Raw genomic sequence first — 13,621 nt, 5'->3', positions numbered from 1 at the left:
TTTCTATGGCACTATCCCTAGGCCGCACGCTTTACAACCTGACCGGACGTCGTGCGATTGGCCCCGATATCGCGCGGCCAGCCCGCCCGCCGGGCGATCTGATCTGGCTGCATGCGGCAGAGGTCGGCTGTTCACGCGGGTTGCGGCAACTGGCGTTGCGGCTGGTGGAAGAATTGGGCGTCACCGTGTTGTTGACCTGCCCGGAAGCGGTGCCGCTGACCGCGAACATGCTGCATCAGCACCCGCCTTTCGACACGCCCGCCGAGGCCCACGCGTTTCTGTCGCATTGGGCCCCGGCTTTGGTGATTATGGCGGAAGGCGAATTGCGCCCTGCGTTGCTGTTTGAGGCGTCCGAACGTGGCCTGCCGGTGATTATGGTGGACGCCCGCGCGCCCGCTTTGATGAAGGGGCGCGAAGGCTGGTATCCGGGGCTGATGCGGGCATCGTTGCAGTCTTTTGCGCAGGTTTTGGCGGTGGATGAGGTTAGCGCGCGGGCGTTTCGACGCGCCGGGGCGGCAGAGGTCGCGGTGGCGGGGCGGATGGAGGAGCCTTCGGCGGCGCTGTCTTACCACGAACCAGAGCGCGCGATGCTGGCCGGGTTGATGGCGACGCGCCCGGTGTGGCTGGCGGTGGATGTGCCAGCGGCGGAAGAAGCGGCGGTGATCGCGGCGCACCGCTCGGCTTTACGGCTGGCGCATCGGCTGCTGTTGATTTTAGTGCCACAGGATGCGTCGCGTGCGGCGGAACTGGCGACTTTCATGGAAGCGAGTGAAGGCTGGACCGTGGCGCAGCGCAGTCTGGATCAGGAACCGGATACGGAAACCGAGGTCTATATTCCTGATTCCGCTGCGGAATATGGGCTGTGGTATCGGTTGGCTCCGGTCAGCTATATGGGCGGGTCTTTGCTGGGCGAGGGCTGCGCGCGCAATCCGATGGAGCCTGCGGCTTTGGGATCGGCGATTGTCTATGGGCCAAGACCGGGCGGCTACGGCTCGGTTTTTGGTCGTTTGGGCGCAGCGCAGGCGGCGCGGGCGGTCGGCTCGGCTGGCGATCTGGGCGACGCGTTGAGCGATTTACTGGCCCCGGATCGGGCGGCACGGCTGGCGCAAGCGGCTTGGGCTTTGGCCTCGGATGGGGTGGAGGTGACGGACCGGGTGGTCGATTTCGCGCGCGGTGTGCTGGATGGGGCAAGCTGATGCGCGCACCGGGGTTTTGGTCTGATGCGCCGGAAAGGCCGGGGGTGTGGGCGCGGGTTCTGGCTCCACTGGGGTGGATTTACGGCTGGGCTACAGCGCGGCGTTTGCGCAGGCCGGGGTATCGGGCTGCGGTTCCGGTGATTTGCGTCGGCAATATCAATGCGGGCGGCACCGGGAAGACACCGACCGCGATCGCTCTGGTGGAACGGTTGATCGCGCGGGGGCGGCGGGTGGCGGTGGTCAGCCGGGGGCATGGCGGGTTTTTGCCGGGTCCGGTGCAGGTCGATGCGGTACAGCATCGGGCGGATCAGGTCGGGGATGAGCCGCTGTTGCTGGCGGCGTTTTGTGAGGTGTGGGTGTCGAAAGATCGCGCGGCGGCGGTTCGGGCGGCGGAGGCGGTGGGGGTTGACGTGGTTCTGCTGGACGATGGCTTTCAGAACCCGTCGGTGGTGAAGGATCTGTCGATTGTGGTCGTCGATGCGACGGTGGGGTTTGGCAACGGGCGCTGTATTCCGGCGGGGCCGTTGCGGGAGCCTGTCTCGGTGGGGCTCGCGCGGGCGAATTTTGTGCTGGCGATTGGGGATGCTGGGTTTTCCGTACAGGGGGTGCCATTGCTGCGCGGGCGTCTGGAGGTGCTTCGAATGGGGATGGATTGGGCGGGTGAGCGGGTGCTGGCATTTGCGGGGATCGGGCGGCCGGAAAAGTTCTTCGCGACCCTGCGCGGCGAGGGCGCGGTGCTGGTGCGCGGTGAGGCTTTGGATGATCATCAGCCGCTGTCAGAGGCGTTGCTGACCCGGTTGGAGATTGAGGCATTCGCGAAGGCGGCGCAGTTGGTGACCACGGAGAAGGATGCGGTTCGGCTGCCCGAGGCGTTCCGGGCGCGGGTTTTGACTCTGCCGGTGCGGCTGCGGATTGAGGATTGGGGGCCGCTAGATGCGGCGTTTGATCGGTTGGGGATTTGATTTGTCCACGCGTGGACAGGTTTTGGGTTTATGGGAAATCAAGGGGTTAGCTGGGGGTCGTTTAGGGTTTTGTTACCCTTTGACCGCACTGAACCCTAACTGGAGGCTATGCCATGTCGAACATTGAATCGCTTTTTGTCACCCGGCTGTATCGGGCAGCCTTGGCCGAACTGGGCAAGCCGATTGATCTGGAGGAGTTGGAAAATTCCTGCCTCGCCATTGCCGAGGATGATGAGGCCGGGCAAAACTGGTGCGAAAAACACGGCTATCCGGGCTATACCAGCTATGCCTCGCTCGACGATCTGCCGTGGCGGTTTCCGATTTTCAAAGTCTTGGTCAAGGTGCTGGATAAGCATGTTGAGGGCTTTGTGAAAGATGTGCAGTTTGATCTTGGAGCCAAGAAGATCAAACTGGATTCGCTTTGGATCAATATCTTGCCGCAGGGCGGGGTGCACAGCTCACACATCCATCCGCATAGCGTGATCTCGGGGACCTGCTATGTGACGATGCCGAAGGGCACCTCGGCGATCAAGTTTGAAGACCCCCGGCTGCCGATGATGATGGCCGCCCCGCCGCGCAAGGCCAAGGTGCGGGATGAGCTGCGGACGTTTATCTACCGCGCGCCCGAGGCGGGCGAGGTGCTGCTGTGGGAAAGCTGGCTGCGCCATGAAGTGCCGATGAACATGGCGGAGGAAGATCGGATCAGTGTGAGTTTTAATTATGGGTGGGGGTGAGGGGATTGGGGGGTGAACCACGCCCTACGCTTTGTACTGCAATGCAGCCACATGAGCGGCGCGTTATCTTAATAGTGGTAACGGCACTGAGCGATTTCTAAAGTTTGATCTGCGCCAGTTCCCGAAGCCCTGTAGACCAAACGATGCTCTCCGGTGATCCGTCTCGACCACCATCCAGACAGGTTTCCTTTCAGCGCCTCTGGCTTACCGGTTCCACTGAACGGATGCCTGCGACATTCCTCGATCAGAGTGTTGATCCTAATCAGTATTGTTGCATCTGCCGTCTGCCAGTAAAGATAATCCGCCCAAGCGTGGCTGGCAAACTTAAGCTTCAACGATCAGCTCTTTTTCCGCACCGCCCTCAGCGTCTAGCTCGGATATCGCCTCACGCAGTCTGTTCGCGTTGCGGGGGGACGAAAGCAGGTGCAGTGTTGCCTGAATGGCGTCCCATTCGCTACGCGCGACCATGACAACGGATTCCCGTCCGGTTCGGGTGATGACGGTCTCTTCGCGATCTTGAACGACTTTATCCATCGCACTCGCCAAGCCGTTTCTGGCATCCGTGTAGGTTAAAATGTTCATGAGTTCTCTGGGCTGATTTGAGCTATCTGGTGTGTCATCATATATGTACAGAAAGCTGTGCATGTCAAGTGAGGCTACTCTGCTGCCGTACTTAGAAAAGTAAGGGTGTGTCTACAGTGCGGCAAAGCCCCCGCCCGGAATCAAGGCGCTTTAGCGCCGCCGGGCAGCGCCTGCCTCCCGGCCCGGCCACGGGCCGGGCGTTTTTCGCGGAAATCCTCCACCGGAGGATTTCAGATCGCTCATCACCGCCCTCGGGCGGGCGCTTTTGGGCTGTCTCGCTTAGAACTTCAGGGGGGGTTGCGGGATAAAGTGCTTAGAACGGGCGTTGTTGCGCCCACCCGGCGGTCAGGCGTTGCCCTGTGGGGGGAGCGGGGCAGGGCAAACAATGGTGCGTGAAATCACGCACCCTACACTTCGGTTTGATGCTGCCCTAGTTTGGGGGCTGGCCGTTCCAGCGACAATTCTGCACCGGAGAAGGTCATGGGGGAGCGGACTCCGGGGAGGCCTTCGGGGGCGATTTGCAGGTTTCGCGCGATGACCTGCGGGTCGGCGAAGACTTCGTCGAGGGAGTTAATCGGGCCTGCGGGGACGCCTTGGGCTTCGCAGGCGGCGAGGAGGTTGGCTTTGGTCCAGGTTTTGGTGGCTGCCGTGATGCGGGCGGTCATCGTCTCGCGGTTGGCGATGCGGTCGGCGTTGGTGGCGAAGCTGGCGGCGGTTGCCATGTCATCCAGCCCCAAGATCGCGCAGAGGCGGCGGTATTGGGCGTCGTTACCGGTGGCGAGGATGATCCAGCCGTCGGCGCAATCGAACACGGCATAGGGGGCGAGGTTGGGGTGGGCGTTGCCCATCATGCCGGGGGGGGTGCCGGAGACGAGGTAGTTCATCGACTGGTTGGCCATGATCGAGGTCGCCACGTCCATGAGAGACATATCGATGTGCTGGCCGACCCCGGTGCGGCCGCGTTGCAACAGGGCTGCGAGGATGGCGGTGGCGGAGTATACCCCGGTGAACACATCGGTGACGGCGACGCCGACTTTTTGCGGCTGACCACCGGGCTCTCCTGTGACCGACATCAGGCCTGCCATGCCTTGGATGATGAAATCATAGCCGGCGCGGTGGGCGTAGGGGCCGGTTTGGCCAAAGCCTGTGACGGAGCAGTAGACCAGTTTAGGGTTGATTTTGGCAAGCGAGGCATAGTCGAGGCCGTATTTTGCAAGGCCGCCGACTTTGAAATTCTCAATCAGCACATCGGCATCGGCGATCAGGCGGCGGACGATTTCCTGCCCCTCAGCGGTGCGAAAATCGCAGGTGATGCTGCGTTTGCCGCGATTGGTCGCATAGAAATAGGCGGCACTCTTGTCACCATCGCGGGTGATAAACGGAGGGCCCCAGCGGCGGGTGTCATCGCCCTCAGGCGCTTCGACTTTGATCACGTCGGCTCCGAGATCGGCGAGGGTCTGACCGGCCCAAGGGCCAGCCAGAATCCGAGCCAGTTCAATGACTTTGACGCCCGCCAGTGGAGTGTTCATTTACTTCGCCAGCTCTGCGTCAAGCACGGCCTTCAGATCGTCATAGGCCATGTTCGAATGTTTGGTGCCGTTGATGATGAAGGTGGGCGTGCCTTCGACCTTGTCCGCCGCCATGTTGGTTTCAAAATGCTTGACCAAAGCCTCTGCCATCGGGGCGTCTTTCATGCAGGCATCAAGGGTTTTATCATCCATCCCGGCGGTGCGGCCGATTTTCTTCAGGTTTTCCACGACGACATTCGGATCATCCGAGGCGGCCCAATCCTTCTGGGTGTCATAGAGAATATCGGTGATGCCGATATAGCGCATCTCGCCGCCGCAGCGGGCCATCATCGCCGCCCACAGACCGTAACGATCAAAATAGACCTCGTGATATTCAAGGCGAACCTTGCCGGTGTCAATGTAATCGGCCTTCAGCTGCGGATAAACCTCGGTGTGAAAGGCGGCGCAATGCGGGCAGGTGAACGACAGGTATTCGACGATCTTCACCTTGGCGTCGATCTGGCCGATGCCGTAATCGGCGATGGTGGCCGGGTCAATGACAACCGGGGTGGCCGAGGTGGCGGGCACTTCGGTGGTGGTCGTGGCGGGCGCGGTGGTTTGCGCTTGGGTGAATGACGACAGGCCAAGGCCCGCGATCAGGGCCAGAGCGGCGGTGGTTGCGAGGGTTTTGGCCATGGGTCAGCTTTCCTTGAGTTTGCGGCGATTTAATATGTTTTGCCCAAGCCGTTCAAGGGCTTGGCGCAGGTCGTCGTTCTGTATCGGGGCTACGGTGCGGGCGGCCTCGGCCAAAATTGTCGGATCGGGTGCAGGCGGGGCGTTGGGCTTGGCGATGAATTCGGCCTGACCTTCGGCGAACCCCGTGGCGGCGGTTTGGGTGATCAGGATGCGCGAAATTGCGGCGTAGCCGTAGACGGCGTTAACGCGTTCGCGCAGCTTTTCCTTTTGCATCTCGATGATCGGCGCATTTGGCCCGGTGGTCAGCAGCGTCAGCGATGCACCCATACCCTCGCGGCCATAGCCGACTTTGACGGGGCGGGTGATGCGGGCCATATCTTCGCCCGCGATTTCGGTCCAATGGGTCAGAAGGCGGGCGATGGCAAAGCCACGCTGCTCGCCAACTTTGCGGATTTGATCGCGCAACAGGCCGGATGTGGCTTCAAAGCCGCGAATACGGCGATGGGCAGAGGGAAGTGGGCTGGGCGTGCGGGCCATCTGGTCCTATCCGTGGTTCGGGCTATTCTAACGGCAGGACTGTGGGTTCGCCAAGGGTTGCTGGCAGCAAGGGGATAAAGATTGCGTGACGCGGAAGTAAGCCAGCGGTTGCTCGCGTGGTATGACAGATCGGCGCGGGTGATGCCGTGGCGGGTTTCGCCTGCCGACAAGACCAGCGGCGTGCGCGCTGATCCCTACCGGGTCTGGATGTCGGAAGTGATGTTGCAGCAAACCACGGTGGCGGCTGTTACAGCGTATTTTCAACGGTTTGTCGCGCGCTGGCCGACGGTGGTCGATCTGGCTGCGGCTCAGGATGCCGAGGTGATGGCCGAATGGGCGGGGCTTGGCTATTACGCCCGCGCCCGCAATTTGCTTGCCTGCGCGCGGGCGGTGGTGCGGGGTCATGGCGGGGTGTTTCCGACCTCGGCGCTGGGGATGCGGGCTTTGCCGGGGGTGGGACCTTATACCGCAGCGGCGGTGGCTGCGATTTGTTATGACGAGCCTGCGGTGGTGGTCGATGGCAATGTCGAGCGCGTGATGGCGCGGCTGTTTGCGGTAGAGGTGCCGCTGCCAAGCGCGAAGCCGGAATTGGTGCGATTGGCGGGCTTGGTGACGCCCGATCTGCGCCCCGGCGATTATGCGCAGGCGGTGATGGATCTGGGGGCGACGATTTGCACCCCGCGCAACCCGGCTTGCGGGATTTGCCCGCTGTTGGGGATATGTGAGGCGCAACGCCTTGGCCTTGCTGCAGAATTGCCGCGCAAGCTGGCGAAGGCGGAAAAACCGGTGCGGCAGGGCGTGGCTTGGGTGGCCCGGCGCGACGGGTTGGTTTTAGTCGAGCGGCGGGCCGAGCGGGGGTTGCTGGGCGGGATGTTGGGGTTTCCGAGCGACGGCTGGGATGGCACAAATTCAGGCGCGCCGTTTGCGGCGGATTGGCAAGATTTGGGGGAAGTTAAGCATACCTTCACACATTTCCACCTAATCTTGCAGGTGAAGGCCGCTGATTCTGCAGCCAATCCGCAGAGAGGTGAATTTATGTCGCTTAACCCCAATGATCTGCCAACCCTGATGCGCAAGGCCTATGACCTTGCGTTCCAAGGCAAAACGCCGCGTTGAGTGGTGTGGATTTTGCGTTAGACTGGCCGGAAAAGAGGGCCATGATGACGATAATTCCAAGCGCCGAGGTGCAACGCCTGCAAAACGCTCTGCCATTCTGGCTATCCTTGGGAATGATCCCGGTGGCGGTGCTGGCGGCACTCTGGGGCGGCTGGTTCGTGCTGGCGCTGCCGCTTTATGCTTGGGGGATGTTCTCGCTGCTGGATGCGGTGACCGGGCGCAATGAGGATAATGCTGATCTTTCGACGCCCGAAAGCGGGCTGAAATACTACCGGCTTGTCACGCTGATCTGGTTTCCGGCGCAGTTTACTCTGCTGTGTTGGATGCTGTGGTATGTGCCGCAGGCGGCAGATTTGGGCGTGGCCGAAAAGATCGGGCTGTTCTTTGGCATGGGCGTGGTCTCGGGCACCATCGGCATCAATTACGCGCATGAGTTGATGCACCAAAAACCTGCATGGGAACGGGCTTTGGGCGATCTGCTGCTGGCTTCGGTGCTTTATAGCCATTTTCGATCCGAACATCTGCGGGTGCATCATCTCTATGTCGCAACACCGCGCGATCCGGTGACGGCGCGCTATAACGAAGGCTTCCATCGGTTTTTTCTGCGGGTTTTGGTGCAATGTCACCAATCGGCATGGAAAGCCGAAGCCGCGATGCGGGCACGCAAGGGGCTGAAACCTTTGGATAAATCAAGCCCGTATTGGCGCTATTGGGGCTTGCAGGGCGCGATGCTGGGGCTTGCTTTGGCCTTGGGCGGCTGGGTCGGTTTGGCGCTTTTTCTCTGGCAGGCGTGGGTGGCGGTCTGGCAGTTGGAACTGGTGAATTACATCGAGCATTACGGGTTGACCCGGCGCTACTTAGGCGAGGGCCGCTATGAACATGTGCTGCCGCGCCACAGCTGGAACGCTTCGCATCGGGCGTCAAACTGGCTGTTGATCAATTTGCAGCGCCATTCCGATCATCATTACAAGCCGGATCGGCGGTTTCCGCTGCTGCAAACCTATGGGGCGGATGAAGCGCCGCAACTGCCCTATGGCTATCCGGTGATGACGATGGCGGCGATGGTGCCCCCGTTGTGGAAACGGCTGATGAACAGGCGGGTGAAGGCATGGCGGGCGCAATATTACCCCGATATCACCGACTGGCACGGCTATAACAAAGGCCTAAATCCGGTGCCCAAAGGGGCGTCGGTTTAGGCGGTATTCTTCAAGCCTTATCGCCGTTTGCGCGCGGATTTATGCAAGTGACCACAACATATTGTGGAAAATTCCCAAAATCATGTCCGTTGGCACAAGTCATTCCCAGCGGGGAAAACCGAACTTTTTGCGCTTCGCGGCATTCCATTGACTGTGAAAGCAGGCCTTAATCGCCATGGCCCCAACGCCGCAAGGCCAGATGCACAGGGGCAAGAAAACCGTCCTCGGTATAGCCGTTCTTGGGCCGCGCGGGCAGGGCGAAGCCGACATGCGTGGCGCGTTTCAGAGTGGCAGGAAGCGATTTCGGTGGGCGGATGCTGTAGAGAAAGCCCTCAATCCGCGTGCAGCCCAAGGTTTCAAACCTTGTGGTGAAATCGGTATAGGGCGCGATCAGTAGGGTGCCGGGGCGGGCTTGGCCGATCAGCCGGGCCTCCATCTGCTCAAGGGCTGCGCCATACATCGGTTTGTAGACGTAAAGCACATCGTAATCGCCGTAACGCTCGAAGCTCAGCGCGTCGGCGTGGAAAATCCGGGCCTCCGGCCAACCGCCGCGCTGCATCATCGCCTGACCCGTGGCGGCATGGCCGGGTTCATACTCCAGACCGTCGGTTTGGGCGAACAGTTCGGCGGCCTGAAACACTTTCAACCCGATGCCGCAGCCGACATCGAGGAAAGCCGGAGTGTGCTTGTCCATCGCCAAGCAAATCCGCCGCGCGGCCATGGCATAGCGCAGGAAATCCGTGCTGGGATAGGGCAGATCGCCGTGATGGCCGGGAGTGTCGTGGTAAAGATTGGGCGCGTGCGGGCTGAGATGGGCGTGCATGCGGTCCCAAGTGCGGGAATGCAGCGCGAGGGTTTGTGCTTCGGGGCCATAGGGCTTCGGCGGTGGGGGAAACAGCGGTAAACGGTGGCGGAGCGCGGTTTGCAGGCGGGTGACGGCGGTGGGATAGAGGCGGAGATGGCGCAGGATTGCGTCAAAATACTGCCGCTCGAGGGCGTGCATCGGCAGGGCGCGCAAGGCGGGGCTTTGCAGATGAAAGCTGTGCGCGCGTTGCAGGGCGTGGCGGTGCGGCTCGGCAAGGGCGAGCAGGGTGGTGATCTGGGCGCGGATTTTCGTATCGAAGGGCGGGGCAAAAGCCGCGGCGATATCCTCGAAAATCTCCCTGAGGGCCGCTTCCTCGGCTTGGCAGATGCGCGTCAGGTTGGGCAGATCGGGCTGCATGGCGGGCTCAAATATCTGGCTTCAATCCAGCGATGCTAGCGCAGCTTGGCCGGGCGGCCTAACGGAAAAAACCTCAGCATGACATGCATGCTGAGGCAGTGGTGTCATGGGCGGAACCGTGACACAGGCGTTCGAAATCTGGGGGTAGGGTGGGTGCTAACCCACCGCTGCTAGTGTGGGCGGCCTAGATCGGCCTCCATCTCGGCGCGGATTTGTTGGCGCAGGATGTCGATCGGGATCATATTGCCATCGCGCTTGAAGTGCCAGTAGGTCCAGCCGTTGCAGGAAGGCGCGCCCTCATAGGCGGCACCGACCTGGTGGATCGAGCCTTTCACGTCGAGGCCCACGAGGGTGCCATCGGCGCGGACTTTGGCGGAGAAGCGGTTGCCGACCGAGTAGAGTTCCTCGCCGGGGCGCAGCATGCCGCGCTCAACCACCTGGCCGAACGGCACGCGGGGTTCCGAGCGTTTGCTGCCGGTGATTTCCAAAGCCGAAGCGTCAAAGCGGCGCACACGGCTGATACGTTCGGCGGCGACCTTGCGGTAGGCGTCTTCGCGCTCAATGCCGATGAAATCGCGCCCCAACATTTTGGCGACAGCGCCGGTGGTGCCGGTGCCGAAGAACGGGTCTAGCACGACATCGCCGGTATTGGTGGTGGCGATCAGCACCCGGTGCAGCAGCGATTCCGGCTTTTGCGTCGGATGCGCCTTGTCGCCGTTTTCGTCCTTCAGACGTTCATGCCCGGTGCAGATCGGCAGCACCCAGTCGGAGCGCATTTGCACGCCGTCATTCAACTCTTTCAGGGCTTCATAGTTGAAGGTGTACTTGCTGTCCTCATCGCGCGAGGCCCAGATCAGGGTTTCATGCGCATTGGTCAGGCGTTTGCCGCGGAAGTTCGGCATCGGGTTCGACTTGCGCCAGACCACATCGTTCAGCATCCAATAGCCTTGGTCTTGCAGGGCGGAACCGACGCGGAAGATGTTGTGATAGGAACCGATCACCCAGATCGCGCCGTTGGGTTTCAGCAGACGTTTTGCGGCTGCCAACCACTCTCGAGTGAATTTGTCATAGGCGGCGAAGCTGGAAAACTGGTCCCAGTGATCATCCACCGCATCGACCTTGGAGTTATCCGGGCGATGCAGATCGCCTTTCAACTGCAAGTTGTAGGGGGGGTCGGCGAAGATCAGGTCTATTGACCCTGCCGGAAGCGCATTCATCCGCTCGATACAGTCGCCATCAAGGATTTGGTTCAGCGGAAGGATATGATCCACCGCCGGTTTGCTTTTCGTCGCCATATTCTGCCTCTGCCCTCGGTGTTATTCACCGTTTGTTGATGCAGAGAATGAGTCATTGTGGATAACTCGTCAAATTCTTTATTGAATCAAGGGGTTACAGATTTGTCTTGATACAACATCTTGTGGATAGGTTTGAACGAACGTCTATGCGCAGGCGTGACCCCAAGATTTAGGAGTGCTGACTGATGCAACTTTGTCGGGTATCCGGCATTCGACTCCCAGCCGTAGCCGGGGTATTGTTGCGCCAAATCCACCATGATGCGATCGCGCGCCACTTTGGCGATGATCGAGGCGGCGGCGATGGAAAGTGATTTGGCATCGCCCTTGATGATGGCTTGCGCGCGATCCTTGAGGTTTGCCGGAATCAGGTTGCCGTCGATCAGGATATGGTCGGGCGCAATGCCAAGACCCGCGACGGCGCGCTCCATTGCCAGATGGCTGGCGCGCAGGATGTTGAGTTGGTCGATTTCCTCGACCGATGCGTGGGCGATGCAGCACTGGGCTGATGTCAGGATGGCATCGTAAAGCGCCTCGCGCCTCGCGGCGGTCAGGGCTTTGGAATCGGCCAGACCGGCGGGGATGTTGTTGGGGTCAAGGATCACGGCGGCGGCGGTGACCGGGCCTGCGAGCGGGCCTCGGCCCACCTCGTCGACGCCGGCGATATGGCGGTGGCCAAGGGCATGGGCGGCGGACTCATAGTCGAAATGGGCGGAGAGTTTTTGCATATGTTTCGCGTAGCGCGAAATGGCGGGCGAAAAAAGAGGCTGGCAAAAAGAGGGTGGTAAAAAAGGGGGGCGGAGCTGCTCGTGCCTCCGCCCCCAAGGATCGGGCCGCTAAAGGGATCGGGGTGCGGCCCGGATGCGAATAGTTAACGGTCCAAGCGGAAGCCCGCATCGCGCAGGCATTGGGCGGAATAGACCCGGTCGCGCTCCCCGTAGATTCGAATGTCGCGGGCGCAATTCGGCAGGCGATAGTTGAAGCCTTCACGGTCAAGGCAACGCTCGGAATACATCGTCACCGCATCGCCGGAATTGCTGTCGATGCTGATGGCGCAGACCGAGGGCACGCGGGGCTCATAGACCGGCTCGGGGTAGGGTTGCGGCTGCGGTATGTGGGGCTGCGGTTTGTGGCGATCCTTGTTGTCGTCGATGGTCTTGGCGATCAGGCCGATCACCAAAGCGCCTGCGATGATCTTGGCAAGGTCGTTGCCGTGCTTTTCGGCATGCGAAGGCATTGAGGTGGCGGCCAAAAGTGCTACCGCCATCAACAGCACGATCAGGATATTCGCCTGGCATTTCAGGGTGAACATTGGGGTGTGCCGGGTGTCGCGCAGGGCGTGGATGGTTTCGGCGAGGGTCTCGGATGCGTAGGACGTGTTGGACATGATGACCTCCATCTGATGGGATGTGTTGGGTGGGCCTCTGGCGTGAAGCCGATGCCTGAGATTGATCGTTCAACGTCTGGCCAAGCAATATCCGTCGGCTGATAGGCGATAGCAGCGCCGTAAACCCGCTTCGATATTGAATAGCTGCGCGGTTATGCCCAAGGTGCAGGTAACGATTTAGGGAGTGCAGATCATGCGCCTGTTACTTGCGGCAATTTTGGCTTTTGGCGTGGCGCTGCCTGTAAGCGCTGAATGTTACGCCGATTACAAGGCCAAGCAGGACAGCCCGTTGCGGCTGCATTACGGCGTGGCGCAGGTTTCCGATGGGGCTTGTGGAAACAAGGGCGCTGCAAAAAGCGAACTTAAGCCGAGGCTGGCGGCGGGTGGCTGGACTTTGCTGAACGTATTGTCCACCTTCGGCCCCGAAGGTTTGGGTGAAAGGAAAGCCAGTGCAGGAGAGTACTTCCTCCGCTACTGATGTGCTGAAGGCTGGCAACCGGGTGGTTGCGGGCGGGATCGCGGCGATTGTGGTGATTCTGCTGGGCGCTGCGGTGTTTCTGTTTCTGACCCTGCCGGATGCCAATGCGTTCAACGCGCGGGTAGAGCGGTTGTTTGTCGAGAATAATGATCTCAACACCGGGGCCGAGATTAAACTTTTGGAGATTTTGGCACAGTCGGGGACTTCGTTTTCCGAGGTGTTGACCAGTTATCGAAGCGTCATCTTCGTGCTGCTGGTATTTGCCACCGCGCTGATGGTGGCCGCACTGGTGTTTCTGGTGACGATCATCGCGCTCAATCGACGGATTTCGGCGATCCAGCGTTCGGGGATTCAGGTCAGCACTTTGGTGATCAGCCGGGAAGCGCGGGCGGTCTATATCAACGACATGGAATTCGCGCTGACCGAGGCGGCGATTGAGACTTTGAGTGTCTTGGCCGAGGCGCGGATGGATGATGACGTGCTGACCGGCGCGCAGATTGAGGGCGTGATCTCGGGCCGCAATGCTGCCGATTGTGACGAAGCGGCGGGGGCGACGCGGGTGAAGCGGTTGCGCGATGCTTTGGGCAATCAGATGGTCAGCGAGTTGTTGGTGAAGACGATTGCGCGGCGGGGGTATATGTTGGCGGTGGGCAAAGATACCATCAAGATGATCTGAGCGGGCGCTCATCAAGCGTAACCGCTTTCTTCGCTTTGG

At 60.7% G+C, this 13,621-nt stretch carries 16 protein-coding genes; 7 read left to right on the top strand and 9 right to left on the bottom strand.

Annotated elements, in window-relative coordinates; genetic code table 11:
- Positions 1-5: 5 nt before the first annotated feature.
- From ACP7AP_RS11115 to ACP7AP_RS11105, 3 genes are all read left to right on the top strand, one after another.
- Positions 6-1,196 (top strand): 3-deoxy-D-manno-octulosonic acid transferase, encoded by a 1,191-nt coding sequence (locus ACP7AP_RS11115; RefSeq protein ID WP_426034272.1) that lies wholly within the window; start codon positions 6-8, stop codon positions 1,194-1,196.
- Positions 1,196-2,158 (top strand): tetraacyldisaccharide 4'-kinase, encoded by a 963-nt coding sequence (gene lpxK, locus ACP7AP_RS11110; protein ID WP_426034271.1) that lies wholly within the window; start codon positions 1,196-1,198, stop codon positions 2,156-2,158. Before ACP7AP_RS11115 ends, lpxK begins: the two co-directional genes overlap by 1 nt.
- Before the next feature lie 113 nt (positions 2,159-2,271).
- Positions 2,272-2,892 (top strand): TIGR02466 family protein, encoded by a 621-nt coding sequence (locus ACP7AP_RS11105; protein ID WP_426034270.1) that lies wholly within the window; start codon positions 2,272-2,274, stop codon positions 2,890-2,892.
- A gap of 68 nt (positions 2,893-2,960) precedes the next feature.
- Here ACP7AP_RS11105 and ACP7AP_RS11100 read toward each other — a convergent pair whose 3' ends face one another.
- The 5 genes from ACP7AP_RS11100 to ACP7AP_RS11080 all read right to left on the bottom strand — a co-directional run bounded on the left by ACP7AP_RS11100 (position 2,961) and on the right by ACP7AP_RS11080 (position 6,215).
- Positions 2,961-3,227, bottom strand: coding sequence for a Txe/YoeB family addiction module toxin (locus ACP7AP_RS11100; RefSeq protein ID WP_426034269.1), 267 nt, complete (start codon positions 3,225-3,227; stop codon positions 2,961-2,963).
- Entirely contained in the window at positions 3,217-3,474 is a 258-nt protein-coding gene (locus ACP7AP_RS11095) for a type II toxin-antitoxin system Phd/YefM family antitoxin (RefSeq protein WP_426034268.1), read from the bottom strand. The genes ACP7AP_RS11100 and ACP7AP_RS11095 overlap by 11 nt, the downstream gene beginning before the upstream one ends.
- Positions 3,475-3,881: 407 nt before the next feature.
- A complete protein-coding gene (locus tag ACP7AP_RS11090) occupies positions 3,882-5,003 on the bottom strand; it encodes a CaiB/BaiF CoA transferase family protein (protein ID WP_426034267.1) in 1,122 nt (373 codons plus the stop codon).
- Positions 5,004-5,678, bottom strand: a complete 675-nt coding sequence (locus ACP7AP_RS11085) for a DsbA family protein (protein WP_426034266.1) — start codon at positions 5,676-5,678, stop codon at positions 5,004-5,006.
- 3 nt (positions 5,679-5,681) lie between these two features.
- The gene (locus tag ACP7AP_RS11080; RefSeq protein ID WP_426034265.1) at positions 5,682-6,215 is read right to left on the bottom strand and encodes a DUF721 domain-containing protein; all 534 of its coding nucleotides are present in this window, start codon (positions 6,213-6,215) and stop codon (positions 5,682-5,684) included.
- An 81-nt stretch (positions 6,216-6,296) separates the two neighbouring features.
- Here ACP7AP_RS11080 and mutY point away from each other — a divergent pair, with 81 nt between their 5' ends.
- Together mutY and ACP7AP_RS11070 are read left to right on the top strand one after the other, a co-directional pair.
- Positions 6,297-7,331, top strand: coding sequence for an A/G-specific adenine glycosylase (mutY, locus tag ACP7AP_RS11075; protein ID WP_426034264.1), 1,035 nt, complete (start codon positions 6,297-6,299; stop codon positions 7,329-7,331).
- Positions 7,332-7,375: 44 nt separating this feature from the next.
- Positions 7,376-8,527 carry an alkane 1-monooxygenase gene (locus tag ACP7AP_RS11070; protein WP_426034263.1) on the top strand — a complete coding sequence of 384 codons (1,152 nt, stop codon included), beginning with the start codon at positions 7,376-7,378 and terminating at the stop codon, positions 8,525-8,527.
- 166 nt (positions 8,528-8,693) lie between these two features.
- On the opposite strand, the gene ACP7AP_RS11065 is transcribed toward ACP7AP_RS11070, so the two are convergent.
- The 4 genes from ACP7AP_RS11065 to ACP7AP_RS11050 all read right to left on the bottom strand — a co-directional run bounded on the left by ACP7AP_RS11065 (position 8,694) and on the right by ACP7AP_RS11050 (position 12,428).
- Positions 8,694-9,749 (bottom strand): class I SAM-dependent methyltransferase, encoded by a 1,056-nt coding sequence (locus tag ACP7AP_RS11065; RefSeq protein WP_426034262.1) that lies wholly within the window; start codon positions 9,747-9,749, stop codon positions 8,694-8,696.
- Between the two features lie 170 nt (positions 9,750-9,919).
- Positions 9,920-11,044 (bottom strand): site-specific DNA-methyltransferase, encoded by a 1,125-nt coding sequence (locus ACP7AP_RS11060; RefSeq protein WP_426034261.1) that lies wholly within the window; start codon positions 11,042-11,044, stop codon positions 9,920-9,922.
- Positions 11,045-11,130: 86 nt separating this feature from the next.
- Positions 11,131-11,790: a ribonuclease HII gene (locus ACP7AP_RS11055; RefSeq protein WP_426034357.1), complete on the bottom strand. Its 660-nt coding sequence runs from the start codon at positions 11,788-11,790 to the stop codon at positions 11,131-11,133.
- A 122-nt stretch (positions 11,791-11,912) separates the two neighbouring features.
- Positions 11,913-12,428 (bottom strand): hypothetical protein, encoded by a 516-nt coding sequence (locus ACP7AP_RS11050; protein ID WP_426034260.1) that lies wholly within the window; start codon positions 12,426-12,428, stop codon positions 11,913-11,915.
- 193 nt (positions 12,429-12,621) lie between these two features.
- Here ACP7AP_RS11050 and ACP7AP_RS11045 point away from each other — a divergent pair, with 193 nt between their 5' ends.
- Positions 12,622-12,906 (top strand): hypothetical protein, encoded by a 285-nt coding sequence (locus ACP7AP_RS11045; RefSeq protein WP_426034259.1) that lies wholly within the window; start codon positions 12,622-12,624, stop codon positions 12,904-12,906.
- Positions 12,878-13,582, top strand: coding sequence for a winged helix-turn-helix domain-containing protein (locus ACP7AP_RS11040; RefSeq protein WP_426034258.1), 705 nt, complete (start codon positions 12,878-12,880; stop codon positions 13,580-13,582). Before ACP7AP_RS11045 ends, ACP7AP_RS11040 begins: the two co-directional genes overlap by 29 nt.
- Positions 13,583-13,621 lie beyond the last annotated feature (39 nt).

It is taken from the genome of Cypionkella sp. TWP1-2-1b2 (assembly GCF_049896245.1).
In the GTDB taxonomy this organism is placed as follows: Bacteria; Pseudomonadota; Alphaproteobacteria; order Rhodobacterales; family Rhodobacteraceae; genus Cypionkella.
Note: the sequence above shows the minus strand (reverse complement) of the source record. Positions and strands in the feature narration are given on the sequence as shown.

What these genes read in the sequence shown, in the direction of transcription:
- ACP7AP_RS11115 (WP_426034272.1), top strand. Translation starts at nt 6, where the DNA reads ATGGCACTATCCCTAGGCCGCACGCTTTACAACCTGACCGGACGTCGT.
- lpxK (WP_426034271.1), top strand. Translation starts at nt 1,196, where the DNA reads ATGCGCGCACCGGGGTTTTGGTCTGATGCGCCGGAAAGGCCGGGGGTG.
- ACP7AP_RS11105 (WP_426034270.1), top strand. Translation starts at nt 2,272, where the DNA reads ATGTCGAACATTGAATCGCTTTTTGTCACCCGGCTGTATCGGGCAGCC.
- ACP7AP_RS11095 (WP_426034268.1), bottom strand. Translation starts at nt 3,474, where the DNA reads ATGAACATTTTAACCTACACGGATGCCAGAAACGGCTTGGCGAGTGCG.
- ACP7AP_RS11090 (WP_426034267.1), bottom strand. Translation starts at nt 5,003, where the DNA reads ATGAACACTCCACTGGCGGGCGTCAAAGTCATTGAACTGGCTCGGATT.
- ACP7AP_RS11085 (WP_426034266.1), bottom strand. Translation starts at nt 5,678, where the DNA reads ATGGCCAAAACCCTCGCAACCACCGCCGCTCTGGCCCTGATCGCGGGC.
- ACP7AP_RS11080 (WP_426034265.1), bottom strand. Translation starts at nt 6,215, where the DNA reads ATGGCCCGCACGCCCAGCCCACTTCCCTCTGCCCATCGCCGTATTCGC.
- ACP7AP_RS11070 (WP_426034263.1), top strand. Translation starts at nt 7,376, where the DNA reads ATGACGATAATTCCAAGCGCCGAGGTGCAACGCCTGCAAAACGCTCTG.
- ACP7AP_RS11065 (WP_426034262.1), bottom strand. Translation starts at nt 9,749, where the DNA reads ATGCAGCCCGATCTGCCCAACCTGACGCGCATCTGCCAAGCCGAGGAA.
- ACP7AP_RS11060 (WP_426034261.1), bottom strand. Translation starts at nt 11,044, where the DNA reads ATGGCGACGAAAAGCAAACCGGCGGTGGATCATATCCTTCCGCTGAAC.
- ACP7AP_RS11050 (WP_426034260.1), bottom strand. Translation starts at nt 12,428, where the DNA reads ATGTCCAACACGTCCTACGCATCCGAGACCCTCGCCGAAACCATCCAC.
- ACP7AP_RS11045 (WP_426034259.1), top strand. Translation starts at nt 12,622, where the DNA reads ATGCGCCTGTTACTTGCGGCAATTTTGGCTTTTGGCGTGGCGCTGCCT.